Raw genomic sequence first — 21,513 nt, 5'->3', positions numbered from 1 at the left:
GGGCTATTTTACCCCCTGGTAGAGGGCCAGGCCCAGGAAGAGGAGGGCCAGGAGGAAGAAGGGCCAGGCCCGCCGCACCCCCACCAGCCGGGCCAGAAGGCCGAAGACCAGGCTCCCAAAGGCCAGGGCCAGGAAGAGGGCCTCGAGGTTCTCCAGAAAGCCGCGCATGGCCTCAGTATGCCCGCAAGGCACGGCGGAGGAAGGCCAGGGCCCGCTCCCGGAAGGCCAGGTCCGCCTCCCCGCGGAAGAGGTGGCCTGCCCGGTAGGCAAAGCACTCCACGGGCTTCTCCAGGGCCTTCAGCCTGCGGCAGAGCTCCCAGGACCACTCCGCGGGCACCTGGGCGTCCTGGGTGCCGTGGTGGACGCTGTAGGCCACGGAAAGCTCCCCCAGATAGGCCCAGGGGGAGACGGCCTCCAGGACCTCGGCGGGCAGGGTGTAGAGTTCCCTCCCCCGCTCCCCTCCCGACCAGCGGAGGATGCGCGCCAGGTTCCGCCGCTCGTCCCCGCTCATGCTGGCGTAGAGGACCACCCCTTTGAGCCTCGAGTCCACCAGGCTCACCACCTGGGCCACCCCGCCCCCCATGGAGTGGCCCAGGAGGGCCATGCGGCCGGGGTCCGCCCGAGGAAAGGCCCCCTTGCGCACCTCGGCCAGGAGGTTGAGCACGTCCACGGCGTAGGCGTGGCGCAGGCCCCGGGCGGGCTCCCCTTGCGAGGGGGGGTGGCCCCGGTAGTTGGGGTGGAGCACCAGGAAGCCCTCCTCCGCCAGCCAGTCCGCATAGGGGGTGGTGTAGGCCAGAAGGCGGTAGCCCGCGGGGGGCACGTACCCGTGGAGGACCACCACCACGGGAAAAGGCCCTTTCCCTTTGGGCAGGTTGGCGAAGCCGTAGACCCTGAGGCCGTCGGAGAGGTGGGAGAACTGCACCCGGGTGAAGCGGGGTCCCTCGGCCAGGACCCGCTCCACCCGAAACCCCCCTTCCCCGTAGGCCCGGGCGCGCAGGTGGGGGATGGTCAGGACCTGGGCCAGGGCTGGGGCCCAAAGGGCCCCCAAAACAAGGAAGGCTCGGAGCACAGGCCCATGGTAAGCCAGGGCCCGGGGAAAAATGTGCCCTACTCGGGCCTGAGCCAGCCCGCCTGTAGCCCCTTGAGCCCGATGGCGTGGTAGACCAGCTGGGCCGCGGTCATCTCCGCGTGGAACTGCCCGTTGGGGGAGAGCTCCACGAAGTCCATGCCCACCACCTCCTTTTCCCGGAAGAGGGCCTCGAGGAGCTCCACCGCCTGGCGGTAGGTGAGCCCTCCAGGAAGAGGGGTCCCCACGCTGGGCATCACCGAGGGGTCCAGGGCGTCAAAGTCAAAGCTGAGGTAGACCCGCTTGCCCAAAGCGGCCAGAATCTCCTCCAGGGGAAGGCCTTCCCGGTGGAGGCGGTGGGCAGGGAAGAAGGCCACGCCCTTCTCCTTCGCCAGGTGGAGGGAGTCCCGGTCCATGGCCCTGAGGCCCACCTGGACCAGGGGAAAACCCTCTTGGAGCAGGCGGAAGAAGGGGGAGGCGTGGGAGTAGACCGAGCCCTGCCACTCGGGGTAGAGGTCGGCGTGGGCGTCTATGTGCAGGATGGAAAAGTCCCCCAGGGCTTCCCGGTGGGCCTGCACCAGGGGGTGGACGATGGAATGGTCCCCCCCCAGGCTCACCAGGAACTTGCCCGCCCGGAGGTGGGCCAAAGCCGCCTCCCGGATGAGGCGGTGGCTCTCCTCGGCGCTCCCCGCCACCCAGGGCACGGGCTCGGCCGCGTGGATCCCCACCTCCTCCGGGGCCACGCCCAGCTCCAGCAGGAAGGGCTCCAGCTCCCGGCTGGCCAGAAGGAGGGCCTCCGGCCCCCGCCGCGCCCCGGGGAGGAAGGAGAGGGAGAGGTCGTAGGGCACGGGCAGGACCACCACCCGGGCCGCCTCGTAAGGGGTATCGCGCTCGCCAAAGACCAGGCGCATACCGCCCAAGGATAGCACCCCTAGCCGCCCAGGAAGTAAAGCTCCAAAAGCCGCAGGAGGGCCCGGGTGCCCCGCTCAAAGTCGGCGATGCGGATGTGCTCGTTGGGGCTGTGGACCCGGCTCCCAGGGTACCCCACCCCCAGGCCCACCGCCGGGGCCTTCAGGTGGTGGAGGAAGGGGTACATGGGCCCCGAGCCCGCCATGTTGGGGTAGAGGACGGCCCTGGCGCCAAAGGCCTCCTCCAGGGCCCGCCTGGCTAGGCCCACGAAGGGATGGGCCAGGTCGGAGCGGGCGGGGTGCTCCCCCTTCTCCAGGACCACCACCTCCACGTCGTGGAAGCCTTGGGCCTCGAGGTGCCGGCGAAGGAGCTCGGGAACCTCCTCCGGGTCCTGGTCAGGGACCAGGCGGAAGTCCAGCTTGGCGAAGGCCTCGGCTGGCAAAACCGTCTTGGAACCCGGGCCCCCGTAGCCGGCATGGAAGCCGTTGAGGTTCACGCAGGGCTCGGCGTAAAGGCGCTGGTTGAACTCCAGGTTCCTGGCACCCCCCAGGAAGTCCCGCACGCCAAAAAGCGACTTCAGGCTCTCCGACTCATCGGGGATTTCCGAGAGCACCTCCACCTCCTTGGGGGTGAGGGGCCGCACCCGCTCGTAGAACCCGGGGATGAGGACCCGCCCCTCCTCGTCCCGCAGGCTGGCCACCGCCCTGGCCAGGCGGTAGATGGGGTTTTCCACCACCGCCCCATAGGAGGAGTGGAGATCAAAGGCGGCGGTGCGCACCCTGAGCTCCAGGGCCACGATCCCCTTGAGCCCCGCGTAGAGGTAGGGCCTCCCCTGGGCGTCCACGCCTCCCGCCTCCCAGAGGATGGCCTCGGCCCGCAAAAGGTCCCGATGGTCCCGCACGTAGTCCGCCAGGTGGGGGCTTCCCACCTCCTCCTCCCCCTCCACCACGAACTTCACCCGGGGCAGAAACCCGTGCTTCTCCCGGAAGAGCCGGAGGGCCACCAGGCGGGCCACCAGCTCCCCCTTGTCGTCGTGGGTGCCGCGGCCGTACCAGGCCCCCTCCCGCTCGGCTAGGGCAAAGGGGTCGCTCTCCCAGAGCTCCAGGGGATCGGGAGGCTGGACATCGTAGTGGTTGTAAAAAAGGAGCGTCTTCTCCCCTTCCCCCCCCTCGGCGTAGACCACCGGCGGCCCATAGCCCTCCTGGAGCTCTGCCCGCAACCCCAGGGCCTCCAGAAGCCCGGCCACCCTTTCCGCCCCCTCCCGAAGAGCCCTCCCCTCGGCGCTCACCGTGGGAATGGCCACCAGCTCGGCCAAAAGGGCCCTGGCCTCTTGTAAAAAGGCGCTCATGGTAGACTGAGCATACTATGGTGGAACCCTCTTTGGTCCTGTACGGGGCCCTCTACGAGCGGGCCATGGAGGTCCTGGAGGAGACCCTCCGGGAGACCGGGGCCCGCTACGGCCTCCTCATTGACCGCAAAGGCTTCGTTCTAGCCCACAAGGAAGCCCTCTGGGCGCCCAAGCCCCCGCCCCTGGACTCCTTGGCCACCTTGGTGGCGGGCAACGCCGCCGCCACCCAGGCCCTGGCCAAGCTCCTGGGGGAGGTGCGCTTCCAGGAGCTGGTGCACCAGGGCGAACGCATGGGCCTCTATGTGGACGAGGCGGGGGAGCACGCCCTGCTCCTTTTGGTCTTTGACGAAAACGCCCCTCTGGGCAAGGTGAAGCTCTACGGCAAGCGGGCGGCCGAGGCCCTGGCCCGGCTGGCGGAGGAGGCCTTGGCCAACCCGCCCAAGCTCTCCCTGGACACCCAGTACCGCGAGGAAGCCAAGGCCCTCCTGGACGAGCTCTTCGGCAACTAGCATGAGCACCATCAACTTCGCCAACCGCGAGATCAACTTCAAAATCGTGTACTACGGACCGGGGCTTTCCGGGAAGACCACCAACCTGAAGTGGATCTACGGGAAAATCCCCGAGGGACGCAAGGGAGAGATGGTCTCCCTGGCCACCGAGGACGAGCGCACCCTCTTCTTTGACTTCCTCCCCCTGGACCTTGGCGAGGTCAAGGGCTTCAAGACCCGCTTCCACCTCTACACCGTGCCCGGGCAGGTCTTCTACAACGCCAGCCGCAAGCTGATCCTCAGGGGGGTGGACGGCATCGTCTTCGTGGCCGACTCCGCCCCAGGCCGCTTGCGGGCCAACGCCGAAAGCATGCGCAACATGCGGGAAAACCTGGCGGAGTACGGGCTCAAGGTGGAGGACCTGCCGGTGGTCCTGCAGGTGAACAAGCGCGACCTGCCCGATGCCCTGCCCGTGGAGATGGTCCAGGCGGTGGTGGACCCCGAGAAGCGCTTCCCCGTGTTTGAAGCCGTGGCCACCGAGGGCAAGGGCGTGTTTGAAACCCTGAAGGAAGTGAGCCGGTTGGTGCTGGCCCGGGTAGGGAGCACCTAGGGGCAGGGGCTGAGGGGGGGCCGGGGCATACCCCGGCCCCCTTATACCTCCTACCGGTACTTGGCACCCTGCGCCACACCGCAGGGACAAATGTACTTCACCTTCCAAATCGCCTTTGGCTAACATGTCCCCCGTATACGGCAACCTGCCGTAAGGGAGGAAGGGTATGGAGGAAAAACCGGTCGGCGCTATGGGTGTGATAGTGATTCTTACCCTCACCATCCTGATCTTCTGGCTGGGGGTATACGCGCTCTTCTTCGCTAGGGGGTAGGCCATGGTGGACGAGCACAAGGCCCACAAGGCGATACTGGCGTACGAGAAGGGATGGCTGGCCTTTTCCCTGGTCATGGTGGTGGTCTTCATCGCCCTCATCGCCTACACCCTGGCCACCCACACCGCCGGAGTGATCCCCGCGGGTCAGCTGGAGCGCCTTGACCCCACCAAGGTGCGCACGGAAGGCCCCTGGGCCGACGCGGCCCAGGCGGTGGTGCAGACCGGGCCCAACCAGTACACGGTCCACGTGCTGGCCTTCGCCTTCGGCTACCAGCCCAACCCCATTGAGGTGCCCAAAGGGGCCGAGATCATCTTCAAGATCACCAGCCCGGACGTGATCCACGGCTTCCACGTGGAGGGCACCAACATCAACGTGGAGGTCCTACCCGGGGACGTCACCACCGTCCGCTACACCTTCAAGAAGGCAGGCGAGTACCGCATCATCTGCAACCAGTACTGCGGCCTCGGCCACCAGAACATGTTCGGCAAGATCGTGGTGAAGGAGTGAGCCATGGCAGTACGCACCAGCGACGCAAGCCGCGTGTACGAGGCCCATCCGGAGAAGAAGGCCACCCTGTACTTCCTGGTCCTGGGCTTCATCGCCGTCATCGTGGGGAGCCTCTTCGGTCCCTTCCAGGCCCTGAACTACGGGAACGTGGACGCCTATCCCCTCCTTAAGCGCCTTCTCCCCTTCGTCCAGTCCTACTACCAGGGCCTGACCCTGCACGGGGTCCTGAACGCCATCGTCTTCACCCAGCTCTTCGCCCAGGCCATCATGGTCTACCTGCCGGCCCGGGAGCTGAACCTCAGGCCCAACATGGGCCTCATGTGGCTCTCCTGGTGGATGGCCTTCATCGGCCTGGTGATGGCGGCCCTGCCCCTGCTTTCCAACAACGCCACCGTCCTCTACACCTTCTACCCGCCCCTCCAGGGCCACTGGGCCTTCTACCTGGGGGCCAGCATCTTCGTCCTCTCCACCTGGGTGAGCATCTACATCGTGCTGGACCTCTGGCGGCGCTGGAAGGCCCAGAACCCCGGCAAGGTGACCCCCCTGGTCACCTACATGGCCGTGGTGTACTGGCTGATGTGGTTCATCGCCTCCATCGGGCTGGTCCTCGAGGCCGTCCTCTTCCTCCTCCCCTGGTCCTTCGGCCTCGTCAAGGGGGTGGACCCCCTCATCACCCGCACCCTCTTCTGGTGGACGGGCCACCCCATCGTGTACTTCTGGCTCCTGCCCGCTTACGTCATCATCTACACCATCCTGCCCAAGCAGGCGGGGGGCAAGCTGGTCTCCGACCCCATCGCCCGCATCGTCTTCCTCCTCTTCCTCCTCTTCTCCACCCCCGTGGGGTTCCACCACCAGTTCGCCGACCCTGGGATTGACCCCACCTGGAAGATGATCCACTCCATCCTCACCATGTTCGTGGCGGTGCCCAGCCTCATGACCGCCTTCACCATCGCCGCCAGCCTGGAGTTCGCCGGCCGGATGCGGGGGGGTAAGGGCCTCTTTGGCTGGATCAAGGTCCTCCCCTGGGGCAACCCAGCCTTCGTGGCCCCGGTGCTTGGCCTCATCGGCTTTATCCCTGGCGGTGCCGGCGGCATGGTGAACGCCAGCTTCACCCTGGACTACGTCGTCCACAATACCATCTGGATCGCCGGGCACTTCCACTTGCAGGTGGCCAGCCTGGTTACCCTCACGGCCATGGGCTCCCTGTGGTGGCTCATCCCCAACCTCACGGGCAAGCCCATCTCCGATGCCCAAAGGCGGGTTGGCCTGGCGGTGGTCTGGCTGTGGTTCATCGGCATGCTGGTCATGGCCATTGGCCTCCACTGGCAGGGGCTTCTCAACGTGCCCCGGCGGGCCTACATCGCCCAGGTGCCCGACGCCTACGCCCACAGCGCCGTCCCCATGGTCTTCAACATCCTGGGCGGGATCATCCTCCTCGTGGCCCTTCTCCTCTTCATCTACGGCCTCTTCGGCGTCCTCCTGGGGCGGGAGCGCAGGCCCGAGCTGGCCGAGGCCCCGGTGCCCTTCGCCGAGGTGCTCTCCGGCCCTGAGGACCGCAGGCTGGTCCAGGCCCTGGACCGGGTGGGCTTCTGGTTCGTGGTGGCGGTGATCCTGGTGGCCCTCACCTATGGGCCCACCCTGGTCCAGCTCTTCGGCAACGTGAACCTGGTGCCTGGGCTGCGCCTCTGGTAAGGCCGTGTGGGGTCAAGGGCCAGGGCGCCCTGGCCCTTGACCTTTTTCCGGATAGGGGAAAGGCTAAGGGCGTGCGCTTCGTGGCCGGACCTGCCCTCCCCTGGATGGTGGCCCTTTCCCTCCTACCCTTCTTCCTGCAGTTTTTGGGCCTCAGCCTGGGCGAGGTCCTGGGCCAGGGGCTTTGCGGAAGCGCCCTGGGAATCTCGGAGGCCGAGGCGGTTCGGTACGGCCTGGTGAGCGAGTACTACCTGTACGGGCAGCTTTTCCTCCTCCTCCTGGCCCTGAAGGTGACCTATGCGCTAGGCCTCATGGTGCTCCGCTTCATGTATCCAGACCAAGACCCCCCCTTTGCCCTGGGAATCTGGCGGCTGGGAATGGGGCTTTCCCTCACCATGCTCCTGCTTTTCCTCCTGACCCGCACCCTGCCCCTGCCCTTTAGCACCCCCTTGGGTCCGGCCGTCCTCGCCCCCGCCCCTTTGGACCCCCTCTCCCTGCTCATGGTCCTTCCTGAGCCCCTGCTAGTGGGGCTTTACCTCAGGTACCGGCCATGAAGCTTCCCCTGGTGGTCTACCTCCTTGGCCTGGTCAGCTTCCTCATGGACGTGGCCAGCGAGATGGTCTACCCCCTCCTTCCCCTTTTCCTGGCCAGCCTGGGGGCGGGGGCTGGGGCCATCGGCCTGGTAGAAGGGGTGGCCGAGGCCACGGCCAGCCTCTTCAAGGTGGTGGGGGGACGGCTTTCCGACCGCATGGGCAGAAGGAAACCCCTCCTCCTCCTGGGGTACGGGATTCCCGGCCTCTTGCGCCCCCTCCTGGCCCTGGCGCAAAGCCCCTGGCACGTCCTCCTCTACCGCTTTCTGGACCGCACGGGCAAGGGCCTGCGCACCGCCCCTCGGGATGCCCTCCTGGCAGAAAGCGCTCCCCGGGAAGCCTTGGGCAGGGCCTACGGCCTCCACCGGGGCATGGACACCCTGGGGGCCACCTTAGGCCCCTTGCTGGCCTTTCTCCTCCTCCCCCACCTAGGGGTGCGGGGGGTGTTTTGGGCCTCGGCGCTTCCCGCCCTTCTGGCCGCCTTGGTCCTCCTCTGGATACGGGAAAAACCCGCTCCTAAGCGCCCCCTGCCCCCCTTGCGCCTTTCCGGCATGCCCCCCGCCTACCGGCGCTTCCTCCTGGTCTCCGGGGTGTTCGCCCTGGCCCTTTCCTCCAACGCCTTCCTGCTCCTAAGGCTTAAGGAGCTGGGCCTGAGCGAAGGGGAGGTCACCCTGGCCTACACCGGCTACAACCTCCTCTATGCCCTTCTCTCCTACCCCTTGGGGAGCCTGGCCGACCGGGTGGGGCTGAGGCGGGTGGTGGCCTTAGGTTTTTCCCTTTACGCCCTGGTCTACCTGGGCTTTGCCTGGGCAAAGGCACCCCTTTGGGGAGTGGCCTTTCTCCTCCTCTACGCCCTCTACTCCGCCGCCTTTGAAGGGGCCAGCCGGGCCTACCTGGCCACTTTGGTGCCGGAAGAGGCCAAGGCCAGCGCCATCGGGCTTTACCACACGGTGGTGGGCCTCCTCCTCCTGCCCGCGAGCCTCCTCTTCGGCCTGCTCTGGCAGGGGCTAGGAGCGGAGGTGGCCTTCCTGGCAGGGGCCCTTTTAGCCCTGGCCGCCCTCTCCCTCTTTCTCCTTGACGGGAGGAGAACCAGGGCCTATTCTGGTTAAGGCCCTTTGGGGCTTTGAGGAGGAAGGGGCCTGAGCGCCTTCCCCCCTGACGGAGGAAAAGATGCCCATCACCAAGGAAGAAAAGCAGAAGGTAATTGCGGAGTTCGCCCGCTTCCCCGGGGACACGGGGAGCACCGAGGTGCAGGTGGCCCTCCTCACCCTGCGCATCAACCGGCTTTCCGAGCACCTGAAGGACCACAAGCACGACCACCACTCCCACCGGGGCCTCCTCATGCTGGTGGGTCAGCGCCGCAGGCTCTTGCGCTACCTGGAGCGGGAGGACCCCGAGCGCTACCAGGCCCTGGTTGAGAAGCTGGGCCTGAGGAAGTAAACTGGAATCCAGGTCGGGGGCGGGGCCTTAGGGCTCCGCCTTTCCCTTGAGGTTAGCCATGCCAGAAGCCACACCCAACACCCCCAAAGCCTTCCGCTACGAGGTCCAGGTGGCCGGCCGCCCCCTGGTCCTGGAAACCGGCAAGTACGCCAAACAGGCCTCGGGCTCTGTGCTGGTCCGCTATGGGGACACCGTGGTCCTGGCCACCGCCCAGGCCTCGGAAAACCCCGTGGAGGCCGACTTCCTGCCCCTCACCGTGGAGTTTGAGGAGCGGCACTACGCGGTGGGCAAGATCCCGGGAAGCTTCATGCGGCGGGAAGGCCGCCCCGGGGAGAAAGCCATTCTCTCCGCCCGCATGACGGACCGCCCCATAAGGCCCCTTTTCCCCAAGGGGTTCCGCCACGAGGTGCAGGTCATCGTCACCGTGCTCTCCGCGGACCAGAAGAACCCCCCGGACATCCTGGGGCCCACGGCGGCCAGCGCCGCCCTCATGCTCTCGGACATCCCCTGGGAGGGCCCGGTGGCCGCGGTACGGGTTGGGCTCATAGGGGGGCAGTTCGTCCTGAACCCCACCCTGCAGGAGATGGAGGAAAGCGCCCTGGACCTGGTGGTGGCGGGAAGCCGGGACGCCATCCTCATGGTGGAAGCCGGGGCCCAGGAGGTGGACGAGGAGACCCTGGTGCAGGCCCTGGAGTTCGCCCACCGGGAGATGCAGCCCATTCTGGAGTTGCAGGAGGCCATGGCCCAGGACCTGGGCAAGGCCAAGATGGCCTGGACCCCGCCGGAATCCCTGCCGGAGGAGGAGAAGGAGGCCTTCTACCGCTTGGCGGTGGCCCGGGGGCTTTCCGGGGTTTTGCAGACCGCCAGCAAAGGGGAGAGAAGCCAGGCCCTTGCCGCCTTCGCCGAGGCCCTGATCGCCGAGGCTCTGCCCAAAAAGGAGGACGGCACCCCGGACGAGGCCCAAAAACCCCTTTATGAGCGGGCTTTTGACGAGGTGGTCCGCCGGGAGCTGAGGCGGCTGGTGCTGGAGGAGGGGAAGCGGGCCGATGGCCGCGGGCCCAAGGACCTGAGGCCCATCTGGATTGAGGTGGACGTCCTGCCCCGGACCCATGGTTCCGCCATCTTCACCCGGGGGGAGACCCAGGTGCTGGGGACGGTGACCCTGGGCACGGGCCGGGACGAGCAGATCATTGACGACCTGGGGATAGACGAGACCGACCCCTTCCTGGTGCACTACAACTTCCCCCCCTTCTCCACCGGGGAGGTCAAGCGCCTTCGGGGGGTTTCCCGCCGGGAGGTGGGGCACGGCAACCTGGCCAAGCGGGCCCTCAAGGCAGTGCTTCCCCCCCAGGAGGCCTTCCCCTACACCATCCGGGTGGTGGGGGACGTGCTGGAGTCCAACGGGAGTAGCTCCATGGCCACGGTCTGCGCCGGGTGCCTGGCCCTGATGGACGCCGGGGTGCCCATCCGGGCCCCGGTGGCCGGGGTGGCCATGGGCCTGGTCTGGGAAAACGACCGGGCGGTGATCCTCACGGACATCCTGGGCCTCGAGGACGCCCTGGGGGACATGGACTTCAAGGTGGCGGGTACCCGCCAAGGCGTCACCGCCTTGCAGATGGACAACAAGGTGGGAGGCCTGCCCCGGGAGGTGCTCAAGGAGGCTCTGCTCCAGGCTAGGGAGGCTAGGCTACAAATCCTCTCCCTCATGGAAAGCGTCCTCCCCGCCCCCCGCCCCGAGCCCAAGCCCTTTGCCCCCCGCATCCTCTCCCTCAAGGTGCCGGTGGACAAGATCGGCCTGGTGATTGGGCCTGGCGGCAAGAACGTGCGCGCCCTGGAAGAGCTTGGGGTAGAGGTGGATATTGAGGAAGACGGGACGGTGCGCATCTACTCCAGCGACATGGAGGCGGCGCAAAAGGCCAAGAAGCGCATAGAGGAGCTGACCATGGAGGCCAAGGTGGGGGAGGTTTACGAGGGCACCGTCACCAAGATCACCCCCTTTGGCGCCTTCGTGAGCCTCTTCCCCGGCACCGAGGGGCTCCTCCACATCAGCCAGATCGCCCCGGGGCGGGTGGAGCGGGTGGAGGACCACCTCAAGGTGGGGGACGTGATCAAGGTCAAGGTGCACCGCATTGACGAACGGGGCAAGATTGACCTGATCCGCCCCGAACTGGAGGGCAAGATCCCCCCCAGGCGGCGGGGCTAGCCCCTGGGGATTTCCCTAGCGCATATCCCGGCCCCGCCGGGAAGATAGGAGGTTTATGGAAAACCAGGAACGCAGACCGAGAAGGCGGCGCCGCCGGAAACCCCAGGAGGGCGCCGGGATACCCTTAAGCACCCAGGACTTCGTGGAGATCATCCCCCTGGGGGGCATGGGGGAGATTGGCAAGAACATCACCGCCTTCCGCTTCCGGGACGAGATCTTCGTCCTGGACGGGGGTCTGGCCTTCCCGGAGGAGGGGATGCCCGGGGTGGACCTCCTCATCCCCCGGGTGGATTACCTGGTGGAAAACCGCCACCTCATCAAGGCCTGGGTGCTCACCCACGGCCACGAGGACCACATCGGGGGGCTACCCTTCATCCTGCCCATGGTCTACGGCAAGGAGAGCCCGGTGCCCATTTACGGGGCCCGGCTCACCCTGGGCCTCCTGAAGGGCAAGCTGGAGGAGTTTGGGCTACGCCCGGGCGGCTTCAACCTCAAGGAGGTCTCCCCCGACGACCGGATCCAGGTGGGGCGCTACTTCACCCTGGACCTCTTCCGCATGACCCACTCCATCCCCGACAACTCTGGCGTGGTCATCCGCACCCCCATCGGCACCATCGTGCACACCGGGGACTTCAAGCTGGACGCCACCCCCATAGACGGGAAGGTCTCCCACCTGGCCAAGGTGGCCCAGGCGGGGGCGGAAGGGGTTTTGCTCCTCATCGCCGACTCCACCAACGCCGAGCGGCCAGGCTACACCCCCAGCGAGATGGAGATTGCCAAGGAGCTGGACCGGGTCATCGGGCGGGCCCCAGGGCGGGTCTTCGTCACCACCTTCGCCAGCCACATCCACCGCATCCAGGCGGTGATCTGGGCCGCGGAGAAGTACGGGCGCAAGGTGGCCATGGAGGGGCGGAGCATGCTGAAGTTTAGCCGCATCGCCCTGGAGCTGGGCTACCTGAAGGTGAAGGACCGCCTCTACACCCTGGAAGAGGTTATGGACCTTCCCGACCACCAGGTGCTCATCCTGGCCACCGGGAGCCAGGGCCAGCCCATGTCGGTGCTCTCCCGCCTGGCCTTTGAGGGGCACGCCAAGATGGCCATCAAGCCGGGGGACACGGTGATCCTCTCCAGTAGCCCCATCCCCGGCAACGAGGAGGCGGTGAACCGGGTCATCAACCGCCTCTACGCCCTGGGGGCCTACGTCCTCTATCCCCCCACCTACAAGGTCCACGCCTCGGGGCACGCCTCCCAGGAGGAGCTGAAGCTGATCCTGAACCTCACCACCCCCAAGTTCTTCCTGCCCTGGCACGGGGAGGTGCGGCACCAGACCAACTTCAAGTGGCTGGCCGAGGCCATGAGCCGCCCCCCGGAGAAGACCCTAATCGGGGAGAACGGGGCCGTCTACCGCCTGACACCCCACACCTTTGAAAAGGCCGGGGAGGTGCCCCATGGGGTGCTCTACGTGGACGGCCTGGGGGTGGGGGACATCACCGAGGAAATCCTGGCCGACCGGCGGCACATGGCCGAGGAGGGCCTGGTGGTCATCACCGCCCTGGCCGGGGAGGACCCGGTGGTGGAGGTGGTGTCCCGGGGCTTCGTGAAGGCCGGGGAGAAGCTCCTGGGCGAGGTGCGGCGCATGGCCCTCGAGGCCCTCCACAACGGCGTGCGGGAGAAAAAGCCCCTGGAGCGCATCCGGGACGACATCTACTACCCGGTGAAGAAGTTCCTGAAGAAGGCCACGGGCCGCGACCCGGTGATCCTGCCCGTGGTGATTGAGGGGTGAGGCATGTACCGGAGCCTGCTCCTACCCACCGACGGCAGCGAGGCGGCAGAAAGGGGCGTGGAGGAAGGGCTCCGCCTGGCCAAGGCCCTGGGGGCCAGGGTGGCCTTCCTCCACGCCCTGGAGCCCCTGGGCCCCAGGCTACTCCTGGGCCCGGAGACCCTCCCCTACTACCAGGCCCTCCTGGAGGACCTGCGCCGGGAGGGCCTTAAGGCCCTGGACCGGGCCACCCAGAGGGCGGAGGCCATGGGCGTGCCCTTTGAGGCCCACCTCCTCGAGGGCCGGGCCGCCGAGGTCATCCTGGCCGAGTCGGCCAAGCACGACCTGGTGGTCCTGGGGAGCCACGGGCGCACGGGGGCCGACCTGGTCCTTCTGGGTAGCGTGGCCCTGGAGGTGGTACGCCGCGCCCCCAAGCCCGTGCTGGTGGTCCCCTACCGCAGGGCGTAAAGCCAGAAGAGGCCCAGGAGGTAGAGGCCAAGGAGGGCCAGGGTGTCCCAGGAGAGCACCGCCAGCTTGCGCAGGGCCTGGTAGCTCATGCCAAGAAGCACCACCCCGTACATGGCCAAGGCCACCAGGACGGCCGCCAGATGGCTCCCGTGGGCAGCGGCGAAGAAAGCCCCTGGGTAAAGGAGGTCGTCCCAGGCCAGGATCAGGGCGTTGAAGAGGTTGCTCCCCAGGAGGTTGCCCACCGCCAGGTCAAAGGCCCCCAGGCGGGCCGCGGCCAGGGTGACCGACACCTCGGGCAAGGAGGTGATGGCCCCCACCAGGACCGTGCCCACAAAGCCTGCCCCCAGACCAGTCTCCTGGGCCAGGCGTTCGGCCAGGGTGGGCAGGAGGCTGGCCGCCAGCACCACCATCCCTCCCCAGAGGAGGTAGCCCCGGACCACCTGGTCCTCCGCCAGATGGCCGTAAAGGCGCTCCAGCCGCTCCACCTCCGCCACGGGCCGCCTGCGCTCGTAGAGGAAGGTGAGGCGGGTGGCCAGGAGGTAGAGGAGGAGGGCCAGGGGCGTGTACCAGGAAACCGGTCCCAGCCCGGGCCCCCCCCACCAGAGGGCCGCGCCCTGCAGGGCCAAAAAGATGAGGGCAAAGCCCACCGCCAGGGCGTGCCCCGCATGGAGCCTTCCCAAAAGGGGAATCCTCCCCCCCACGGCATCCAAGAGGGAAAGGATGAGGAGGTTAAACAGGGTGCTCCCCAGCACGTCCCCCACGGCAATGTCCACCAGGCCCTGAAGGACGGCGCTGGTCCCGGTGATGAGCTCGGGCAGGCTGGTGGTGGCCGCCACCAGGATGAGCCCCACCCAGGCCCTTCCCCAACCCCGCTTCTCCGCCAGGGCGTCCCCATAAAAGGCCACCCGTTGCCCGGCAAACACCACCGCCAGGGCCACGGCCAAGAAGGCCAGGAGGGTCATACCCCTCGCAGAAGCCGCAGGAGGTCAAAGCGGGAGATGATGCCGATGGGCTTCCCCCCTTCCACCACCGGCACGTGGTTGATGTCGTAAAGGAGCATGAGCTCCAGCACCCGGGAAAGGGGGTCCTCCGGGGCCACGGCGTGCACCGGGTGGGACATGATCTCCTCCACCTGGGTGCTCTTGGCCTCCTGGAAGATGCGCTCCAGCTGGTCCTGGGCCAAAAAACGCCCCAGGAGCATGGGGGCGCGGTAGGTGGAGAAGGGGATGCCCTTTTCCTTCAGGAAGTCGCTTTCCGTCACGATGCCCACAAGCCTTCCCTCCCCGTTCACCACCAGCACGCTCCCGATGCGCCTGTCCACCATGAGCCGCGCCACCTCGTCCAAGGTGGTGCCCAAGGGCACCGCCACCACCGGGCTTACCATGGCCTCCCTGGCCTTCACGCTTACCTCCCTCGCCGCCATACTATCCGGTCCACCGCCTCCGCCAGCAACCAGGCCAAAAGGGCTAGGCCCAGCACCAGTCCCCAGACCCCAGGGGGCAGGGGCACCGCTTCAAAGGGCTGGGGGAGGAAAACCCCCACGAGAAGCTGGGCCAGGAGGCCCAGGGCCACGGCCCCGTGCAGGTAAGCGTTGGGCAGGGGAACGAGGTGGGTGTGGCGGGCAGCGTAGGCGAAGAAGAGCTGGCCCATGGCCATGAAGTGGAAGGTAGCGCTGCGGGCGGCCTCGAGGCCCACCCCCCCGGGAAGGAACCCCAGGATGAGGAGGGCAATCCCCCCCTTGAGGGCCCCGGTGAGGAGGATGAAGCGCAAGGAAGGGGGGTCCAGAAGGGGGCTTTCCTTGGGCCGGGGCGGGCGCTTCAGCACCCCGGGGTTTTGGTCCAGGGCCAAGGCCAGGGCGGGCAGGCCGTCCGTCACCAGGTTGATCCAGAGGATCTGCACCGCGGTGAGGGGGAGGAGGAGGTGGCCCGAAGCGTCCCGCAGGTCCAAGAGGGCGGCAAAGACCATCCCTAGGGCTACCACCAGCACCTCGGAGAGGTTGGTGGAGAAGAGGAAGCGGATGAACTTCTGGATGTTCTCGTAGATGCTTCGCCCCTCCTCAATGGCCGCCACGATGGTGGCGAAGTTGTCGTCCATAAGGACCAGGTCGGCCACCTCCCGGCTCACGTCTGAGCCCCGCTGGCCCATGGCCACTCCCACGTCCGCCCGCTTCAGGGCCGGGGCATCGTTCACCCCATCCCCGGTCATGGCCACCACCTCGCCTGCCTTCTGGAGAGCTTCCACGATGCGCAGTTTGTCCTCGGGGCGGACGCGGGCGAACACGTCCACCTCCAGAAGCTCCTCGTCGGAAAGGTCCGCCAGGTCCTCCCCCACGGCCACGGTCTCCGCGGGGATGCCCACCCTGCGGGCCACGGCCAAGGCGGTGGCGGGGTGGTCCCCGGTGATCATCACCACCCGCACCCCCGCCTCCTGCACCCGCCGCACCGCCTCCGGCACCTCGGGGCGGGGCGGGTCCAGGAGGAGGACAAAACCTAGGAAGGCCAGGCCCTCTTCCCGCTCCCCCTGGCCGAAGGCCAGGGCCAGTACCCGGTACCCCTGGCGGGCGTGGCCCTCGGCCTCTTCCAGGAGGCGTGCCTTCTCCCCCTCCGGCAGGTCCAGGCGGGGGATGAGCACCTCAGGGGCCCCCTTGAGGTAGCTCCCCTTGGGCGTGGTAACCCGCATGAACTTCCAGCCGCTGTCAAAGGGCCTTTCGGAAAGGCGGGGGTTTTCCCGGCGCACCGCCTCCACGTCCAGGTGCTGGGCGGCATAGCGCAGGAGGCCGAGTTCCAGGGGATCCCCGGCCCCGGTGGCCAGGTCGGCGTCGTTGCAGAGGACCATGGCCCAAAGCGCCCCCTCGGGATCCGGGCCCACCACCTCCTGCACCTCCATGCGGTTTTCCGTGAGGGTGCCCGTCTTGTCGGTGGCGATCACCGTCACGCTCCCCAGGGCCTCCACCGCGGCCAGGCGGCGCACCACCGCCTTCCTTCTGGCCATGCGCTCCACCCCCAGGGCCAGGGCCAGGGTGAGGATGGCGGGAAGCCCCTCGGGCACCGCCGCCACCCCGAGGGCCACGGCGAAGAGGACCACCTTGGCGGAAAACCCCTCCACCAGGAAGCCCAGGGCCACCAGGGCCAGGGCCAGGAGGAGGACCCAGCGGGCCACCCGGTGGCCGAAGGCCTGGAGGCGCCGCTCCAAGGGGGTGGCCTCCTCCTCCATCTCGGCAAGCAGGCCGGCAATCCGCCCCATGGCGCTCCTTAGCCCCGTGCGGCGCACCTCCAAAAGGGCCCTTCCCCGCACCAAAAGGGTCCCGGCAAAGGCCTCCTCCCCCACCCCCTTCTCCACCGGGACGCTTTCCCCGGTGAGGACGCTTTCGTCCAGCAAAACCCCGCTCGCCTCCAGGAGGTGGCCATCCGCGGGGATGCGGTCCCCGGCCTCGAGGCGCACCACATCCCCGGGCACCAGCTCCCGGCTGGGAAGGCGCCTAAAATGGCCATCCCGGAGCACCCAGACCATGGGCTCCGCCAGGGCCTTCAGGCGGCGCAGGGCCTCCTCGGAGCGCTTTTCCTGCAAGGCTCCAAGCCCGGCGTTGAGGAGTAGGATGGCCAGGATGGCCAAGGACTCCACGGGAAGCCCTTGGGCCCCCTCGTGGAGCCAAAGGGAAAAATCCACCCCAAGGGCAAAGAGAAGGATGTAGATCAAGGGACTTTGAAACTGGCGCAGCAGTTTCCGCCAAAGGGGCTCCGGGGGCTTCTCGGGCAAGGCGTTCGGGCCGTATTCCTCAAGCCTCCGCCTGGCCTCTTCGGAGGAAAGACCCTGCATGGGTCCAGAATACAAGGGAGAAGGGTTCCTTATTGTCCCCCCTAGACCCTCCCCGGTATCATGGGGGTATGCTGCAGTATCCGGAGCTTCCCCTGGAAAGCCCCCTGATTGACGCCGAGCTTCCCGATCCCCGGGGCGGCCGCTACCGGCTTTCCCAGTTCCAGGAGCCCCTTTTGGCCGTGGTCTTCATGTGCAACCACTGCCCCTACGTGAAGGGGTCCATCCGGGAGCTGGTGGCCCTGGCCGAGCGCTACCGGGGCCAGGTGGCCTTCGTGGGCATCAACCCCAACGACTACGAGCGCTACCCCGAGGACTCCCCCGAGGGCATGGTGGCCTTCGCCAAGGAGCACGGCATCTTCTTCCCCTACCTCCTGGACGAAACCCAGGAGGTGGCCAAGGCCTACCGGGCCCTCCGCACCCCCGAGGTCTTTCTCTTTGACGCCAGGCGCCTCCTGCGCTACCACGGCCGGGTGAACGACAACCCCAAGTTCCCCAACGAGGTGCAAAGCCACGACCTGGAGGCGGCCATCGAAGCTCTCCTACGGGGGGAGGACCCCCCCTTGAAGGAAGCCCCCGCCCTGGGCTGCACCATCAAGTGGCGCCCCGGGAACGAGCCCGAGGTCAAGATCGGCTAAGGGGCTTCCGGGCGCTTCCCACCCGGCCCGCGCCATGATAGGATGGCGCGGGTTTTGCCCGGAGGTCCAGCATGCGCGTACTGGTCACAGGAGGTGCGGGCTTCATCGGCAGCCACATCGTGGAAAGCCTCCTCAAAGAGGGGGTGGAGGTGGCCGTCCTGGACAACCTCTCCACGGGCAAGCGGGAAAACGTCCCCCAGGGGGTGTACTTCTACCGGGTGGACGTGCGGGACCGGGAGGGACTGGAACGGGTTTTCCGCGAGTTCCGCCCCACCCACATCTCCCACCAGGCGGCCCAGGCCTCGGTGAAGGTAAGCGTGGAAAACCCCCTCCTGGACTTTGAGGTGAACCTCCTGGGGGGCCTGAACCTCCTGGAAGCCGCCCGCAAATGGGGCACGGAAAAGGTCCTCTTCGCCTCCACCGGTGGGGCCATCTACGGGGAGGTGCCCGAGGGGGAAAAGGCCGAGGAGACCTGGCCCCCCAGGCCCAAAAGTCCCTACGCCGCCAGCAAGGCGGGCTTTGAGCACTACCTCTCCGCCTACGGCCAGAACTTCGGGCTGAAGTGGGTCTCCCTGCGCTACGCCAACGTGTACGGCCCGCGGCAGGACCCCCACGGGGAGGCGGGGGTGGTGGCCATCTTTGCGGAAAGGGTGCTGAAGGGGGAACCCGTGACCCTTTACGCCCGCAAGGCCCCGGGGGACGAGGGCTGCGTGCGGGACTACATCTACGTGGGGGACGTGGTGCGGGCCCACAACCTGGCCCTGAGGGGCCTGGAGGGGGTTTACAACGTGGGCACCGGGGAGGGGCACACCACCCAGGAGGTCCTCCTGGCCGTGGCCCAGGCGGCGGGCCGGGAGCCCCAGGTAAACCCCGCCCCCCCGCGCCCCGGGGACCTGGAGCGGAGCGTCCTCTCTCCCCTGAAGCTCATGGCCCACGGCTGGCAGCCGGAGGTGGGCTTCCAGGAGGGCATCCGGTTAACTGTGGAATACTTCCGGAAAAGTTGACATACCCCCACCCCCTATACCATGATGGGGGCATGAGCCCCCGCTTTTTTAATCCCGCCTGGTTCGCGGCGGTCATGGGGGGTAGTGGCGTGAGCGTTGTGCTGAAGGCCTTTGGCCTCTACCCCCTGGCCCTGGGTGTTTACGTGCTCACGGGCTTATTCTTTGCCTTCAGCCTGGCCCTTTTCCTGGCCAAGCTGGTGGGCTACCCCAGGCAGGTGTGGGCAGAGCTCCACCACCCCCTGCGCTCCCAGCTTTACGCTACCTTCCCCTTAGCCCTCCTCCTCCTAGGGGTGGCCAGCGAAAGGGTGCTGGGGTGAAGGGAGGGCGCCCTTTTTCCCTTCCTCCTGGGGACCCCCTGGTGCTGGGGTGTAGCCTCCTCCTGGCCTACCTGATCTTCACCCGGATGCGCCTGCCCTTTGAGGCGGCCAACGGCACCTGGTTTATTCCCCCCGTCTCCACCCTGGTGGTTCCCCTGGCCGGGGGGCCCCTCCTGCCCTGGATGGGCCCCTGGGCCAAGGAGGTGGCCTACGCCCTCTTCATGTTTTGGGGCCTGGGCTTGGTCCTCTTCCTCTGGGTGGGGGCCAGCCTCTTCGCCCGCCTCTACGCCCACGAGCGGCCGGCTCCGGAGCTGGTACCCAGCCTTTTCATCGGCCTGGCTCCCCTGGGCACAGGCATCCTGGCTCCCCTTTCCCTTCTTCAGGGGAGTGAGGCCATCGGGCCCTTGGCCGTTGACCCCAAACCCCTCTACCTCCTGGGCACCGCCCTCTGGGGGCTTGGGGGCTGGTGGTTGGCCCTCTCCTTGGGCCTCCTCCTGGAAAACCCCCTTTGGCACCGTGTACGGCCCCGCTTCCAGCCTGGCCTTTGGGGGCTGGTCTTTCCCCTGGCGGCCTTCACCTTGGCCACCCACACCCTGGCCGTGGGGCTTTCCAGCCTCCTCCTTAGGGCCGCGGCCCACCTCCTACTAGGCCTCCTCCTGGCCTTCTACCTGCCTCTCCTCCTGCGGAGCCTGCTGGCCTTTGGGCGGCTGGAGGTCCTGCGCCCCCAGGAGGCGCCGGGCCAGGCGCACCCGGGCCCGAAGAGCAGTTAAGGCCCTCTGGTCCTCGCGCAGGCGCCCTCTGGCCCGGCCCAGGGTCTCGGCCCTGGCCCTGGGCCCCACGCCCCCCAGGACCTCCCGGCGGGCGAAGAAGCCCTCGAGGCCCATCCAGGCCAGCAGCTCCTCTCGCTCCACCCCCAGAAGCTCGGGCCTAACCCCGGGCAAAGCCCCCTGCACCCGGCGGTAGGCCTCCCCCAGGGGCACCCCCCGGCGCACCAGGAAGTCCACCGCCTCCGAGGCCAGGACCTCCGGGGAAAACTCCACCAGGAGCAAGGCGGGGTCAAAGTGGCTTTCCTCGAGAGCCGCCCGGGTGAGCTCCAAAACCGCCTCCGCGTCCTCCAGAAGCCCCGCCAGGGGTTCCAGCACCCCGGTGGAGTGGTCGTTGAGGTCGGTGAAGGGGGTGTTGTGGTTCAGGGCAAGGAGTACCCCTATCCCTCCCGTGAGCCGGCCAGCGTAAATGCGGGCGTGCTCCAAGACCACGGGATTCCGCTTCTGGGGCATGAAGCTGGACCCTTGGGCCAAGCTTTCCCCCACCACAAAGGCCCCCCGCTCTGCAAAGGCCAGGAGGTCCGTGAGGAAGCGGGAAAGGCTTGCCCCAAGCCCCGCCAGGGCAAAGGCCAGCTCCAGGGCATAGTCCCCCGAGGCCACGGCGTCCAGGGTGTTCTCCACCGGGCCCGAAAACCCCAGAAGGGCCGCCAGCCGCTCCCGGTCCACCGGGTAGGGGCTTCCCGCCAGGGCGCTGGCCCCCAAAGGGCAACGGTCCAGGGTGGAAAGGGCCCGGACCAGGCGGCGGTAGTCCCGGAAGAGCAAGCCCTCTATCCCCAGGAGGTAGTGGTCCAGGGTGGTGGGCTGGGCGGGCCGGTGGTGGGTGTGGAGGATGAGGGGCACCCCGGCCTGGGCCCTGGCCACCCGCAAAAGGACCGCCCGCAGGCGGAGAAAGTCCCCCAAAAGGGCCAAGACCCGGTCCCGCAAGTAGGCCCGGAAGGCGGTGAGGTCCAGGTCGTTGCGGGAAAGGCCCCGGCGTACCGCCCCCGCCACCTCCTCCCCCCAGTGCTCCGCCAGCTGGGCCTGGATGGAGAAAAAGACATCCTCCACCTGCCCGGTGAAGCTGGGAAGGGGCAGGGTGCGGAGCTCCCGCAAGGCCCGCACCGCCTCCCCGGCTTGGGGCACTCCCAGGCGGGCAAGCTCCAGGGCGTAGGCGCTGAGGGCGTCAAAGAAGTAGGGCACCAGGGCCTCACGGGCGAAGCGGTAGTGCCGGGCCAGGACCCAGCGGCGGAAAACCCCGTGCCAGCGCATGGTCCCATGCTAGCCCCCAGGGAGGGGAAAGGGCTAGCCTCTTGCCCAGACTTGACCGATATGCGGCCTTGGGGTAAAGAGGGGGCATGACCCTACGCGAGGCCTTGTCCCAAGTCCCCGACCCCAGGGCCCGCAACCGGCGGTATCCCTTGTGGGGCTTGTTGGCCCTCATCTTGGTGGCCTTTCTCGCCCGCGTGGACTCCCTGCGCGGCGTGGAACGTTTCGCCCGGGCCAACCCTCACCTCTTGCCCCACCTGGGCCTGCGCAACCCCCCGGGCCACACCATCCTCACCCTCCTCCTTCACCGTCTGGACCCAA

General features: G+C 67.7%; 23 protein-coding genes and 1 pseudogene. 16 read left to right on the top strand and 8 right to left on the bottom strand.

Annotation, left to right across the window (positions count from 1 at the left end; translation table 11 throughout):
- Positions 1–3: 3 nt before the first annotated feature.
- The 4 genes from B128_RS12970 to B128_RS0110485 are packed head-to-tail and all read right to left on the bottom strand — an operon-like array spanning position 4 to position 3,323.
- Positions 4–168 (bottom strand): hypothetical protein, encoded by a 165-nt coding sequence (locus tag B128_RS12970; protein WP_018112230.1) that lies wholly within the window; start codon positions 166–168, stop codon positions 4–6.
- Positions 169–172: 4 nt separating this feature from the next.
- Positions 173–1,069: an alpha/beta hydrolase family protein gene (locus tag B128_RS0110495; protein WP_018112229.1), complete on the bottom strand. Its 897-nt coding sequence runs from the start codon at positions 1,067–1,069 to the stop codon at positions 173–175.
- A gap of 38 nt (positions 1,070–1,107) precedes the next feature.
- Positions 1,108–1,977: an agmatinase gene (gene speB / locus B128_RS0110490; RefSeq protein WP_018112228.1), complete on the bottom strand. Its 870-nt coding sequence runs from the start codon at positions 1,975–1,977 to the stop codon at positions 1,108–1,110.
- Between the two features lie 20 nt (positions 1,978–1,997).
- Complete coding sequence (locus B128_RS0110485) at positions 1,998–3,323, bottom strand: M20/M25/M40 family metallo-hydrolase (RefSeq protein WP_018112227.1); 1,326 nt, start codon at positions 3,321–3,323, stop codon at positions 1,998–2,000.
- 17 nt (positions 3,324–3,340) lie between these two features.
- Here B128_RS0110485 and mglB point away from each other — a divergent pair, with 17 nt between their 5' ends.
- From mglB to B128_RS0110430, 11 genes are all read left to right on the top strand, one after another.
- Positions 3,341–3,832, top strand: coding sequence for a GTPase-activating protein MglB (mglB, locus tag B128_RS0110480; protein WP_018112226.1), 492 nt, complete (start codon positions 3,341–3,343; stop codon positions 3,830–3,832).
- 1 nt (position 3,833) lies between these two features.
- Positions 3,834–4,421 carry a GTPase MglA gene (gene mglA / locus B128_RS0110475; RefSeq protein WP_018112225.1) on the top strand — a complete coding sequence of 196 codons (588 nt, stop codon included), beginning with the start codon at positions 3,834–3,836 and terminating at the stop codon, positions 4,419–4,421.
- Positions 4,422–4,587: 166 nt separating this feature from the next.
- Positions 4,588–4,692: a cytochrome c oxidase subunit 2A gene (locus tag B128_RS0110470; RefSeq protein ID WP_018112224.1), complete on the top strand. Its 105-nt coding sequence runs from the start codon at positions 4,588–4,590 to the stop codon at positions 4,690–4,692.
- A 3-nt stretch (positions 4,693–4,695) separates the two neighbouring features.
- On the top strand, positions 4,696–5,202 hold the full coding sequence (locus B128_RS0110465) for a cupredoxin domain-containing protein (RefSeq protein ID WP_018112223.1): 507 nt from the start codon (positions 4,696–4,698) through the stop codon (positions 5,200–5,202).
- A 3-nt stretch (positions 5,203–5,205) separates the two neighbouring features.
- Positions 5,206–6,894, top strand: coding sequence for a b(o/a)3-type cytochrome-c oxidase subunit 1 (locus B128_RS0110460; RefSeq protein ID WP_026175192.1), 1,689 nt, complete (start codon positions 5,206–5,208; stop codon positions 6,892–6,894).
- Between the two features lie 104 nt (positions 6,895–6,998).
- The gene (locus B128_RS0110455; protein ID WP_156822424.1) at positions 6,999–7,445 is read left to right on the top strand and encodes a hypothetical protein; all 447 of its coding nucleotides are present in this window, start codon (positions 6,999–7,001) and stop codon (positions 7,443–7,445) included.
- Positions 7,442–8,590 (top strand): MFS transporter, encoded by a 1,149-nt coding sequence (locus B128_RS0110450; RefSeq protein WP_018112220.1) that lies wholly within the window; start codon positions 7,442–7,444, stop codon positions 8,588–8,590. The genes B128_RS0110455 and B128_RS0110450 overlap by 4 nt, the downstream gene beginning before the upstream one ends.
- A 61-nt stretch (positions 8,591–8,651) precedes the next feature.
- Positions 8,652–8,921, top strand: coding sequence for a 30S ribosomal protein S15 (rpsO, locus tag B128_RS0110445; protein WP_018112219.1), 270 nt, complete (start codon positions 8,652–8,654; stop codon positions 8,919–8,921).
- A gap of 58 nt (positions 8,922–8,979) precedes the next feature.
- The gene (gene pnp, locus B128_RS0110440; protein WP_018112218.1) at positions 8,980–11,124 is read left to right on the top strand and encodes a polyribonucleotide nucleotidyltransferase; all 2,145 of its coding nucleotides are present in this window, start codon (positions 8,980–8,982) and stop codon (positions 11,122–11,124) included.
- Positions 11,125–11,179: 55 nt separating this feature from the next.
- On the top strand, positions 11,180–12,907 hold the full coding sequence (locus B128_RS0110435) for a ribonuclease J (RefSeq protein WP_018112217.1): 1,728 nt from the start codon (positions 11,180–11,182) through the stop codon (positions 12,905–12,907).
- A gap of 3 nt (positions 12,908–12,910) precedes the next feature.
- Positions 12,911–13,351: a universal stress protein gene (locus B128_RS0110430; protein WP_018112216.1), complete on the top strand. Its 441-nt coding sequence runs from the start codon at positions 12,911–12,913 to the stop codon at positions 13,349–13,351.
- Here the strand turns inward: B128_RS0110430 and B128_RS0110425 are convergent.
- The 3 genes from B128_RS0110425 to B128_RS0110415 are packed head-to-tail and all read right to left on the bottom strand — an operon-like array spanning position 13,336 to position 17,167.
- Positions 13,336–14,313 carry a sodium:calcium antiporter gene (locus tag B128_RS0110425; RefSeq protein WP_018112215.1) on the bottom strand — a complete coding sequence of 326 codons (978 nt, stop codon included), beginning with the start codon at positions 14,311–14,313 and terminating at the stop codon, positions 13,336–13,338. The genes B128_RS0110430 and B128_RS0110425 overlap by 16 nt on opposite strands.
- The gene (locus B128_RS0110420; RefSeq protein WP_245537246.1) at positions 14,310–14,753 is read right to left on the bottom strand and encodes a CBS domain-containing protein; all 444 of its coding nucleotides are present in this window, start codon (positions 14,751–14,753) and stop codon (positions 14,310–14,312) included. The genes B128_RS0110425 and B128_RS0110420 overlap by 4 nt, the downstream gene beginning before the upstream one ends.
- 2 nt (positions 14,754–14,755) lie before the next feature.
- Entirely contained in the window at positions 14,756–17,167 is a 2,412-nt protein-coding gene (locus B128_RS0110415) for a cation-translocating P-type ATPase (RefSeq protein ID WP_018112213.1), read from the bottom strand.
- Positions 17,168–17,235: 68 nt separating this feature from the next.
- Between B128_RS0110415 and B128_RS0110410 the strand changes: the two genes are divergently transcribed.
- The 4 genes and pseudogenes from B128_RS0110410 to B128_RS13400 all read left to right on the top strand — a co-directional run.
- Positions 17,236–17,802, top strand: a complete 567-nt coding sequence (locus B128_RS0110410) for a thioredoxin family protein (protein ID WP_018112212.1) — start codon at positions 17,236–17,238, stop codon at positions 17,800–17,802.
- A gap of 71 nt (positions 17,803–17,873) precedes the next feature.
- Positions 17,874–18,806 carry an NAD-dependent epimerase/dehydratase family protein gene (locus B128_RS0110405; RefSeq protein WP_026175191.1) on the top strand — a complete coding sequence of 311 codons (933 nt, stop codon included), beginning with the start codon at positions 17,874–17,876 and terminating at the stop codon, positions 18,804–18,806.
- A gap of 32 nt (positions 18,807–18,838) precedes the next feature.
- A complete protein-coding gene (locus B128_RS13405) occupies positions 18,839–19,123 on the top strand; it encodes an SLAC1 family transporter (protein WP_018112210.1) in 285 nt (94 codons plus the stop codon).
- Between the two features lie 86 nt (positions 19,124–19,209).
- Positions 19,210–19,749: pseudogene (locus B128_RS13400) on the top strand (SLAC1 family transporter); the annotation flags it as partial.
- Positions 19,750–19,767: 18 nt separating this feature from the next.
- On the opposite strand, the gene B128_RS0110395 reads toward B128_RS13400, so the two are convergent.
- Positions 19,768–21,195 (bottom strand): lyase family protein, encoded by a 1,428-nt coding sequence (locus tag B128_RS0110395; RefSeq protein WP_018112208.1) that lies wholly within the window; start codon positions 21,193–21,195, stop codon positions 19,768–19,770.
- A gap of 86 nt (positions 21,196–21,281) precedes the next feature.
- Here B128_RS0110395 and B128_RS0110390 point away from each other — a divergent pair.
- A partial coding sequence (locus B128_RS0110390) for a transposase family protein (RefSeq protein ID WP_018110544.1) occupies positions 21,282–21,513 on the top strand: 232 nt, incomplete at its 3' end.

The organism is Thermus igniterrae ATCC 700962 (assembly GCF_000376265.1).
Lineage (GTDB): Bacteria > Deinococcota > Deinococci > Deinococcales > Thermaceae > Thermus > Thermus igniterrae.
Note: the sequence above shows the minus strand (reverse complement) of the source record. Positions and strands in the feature narration are given on the sequence as shown.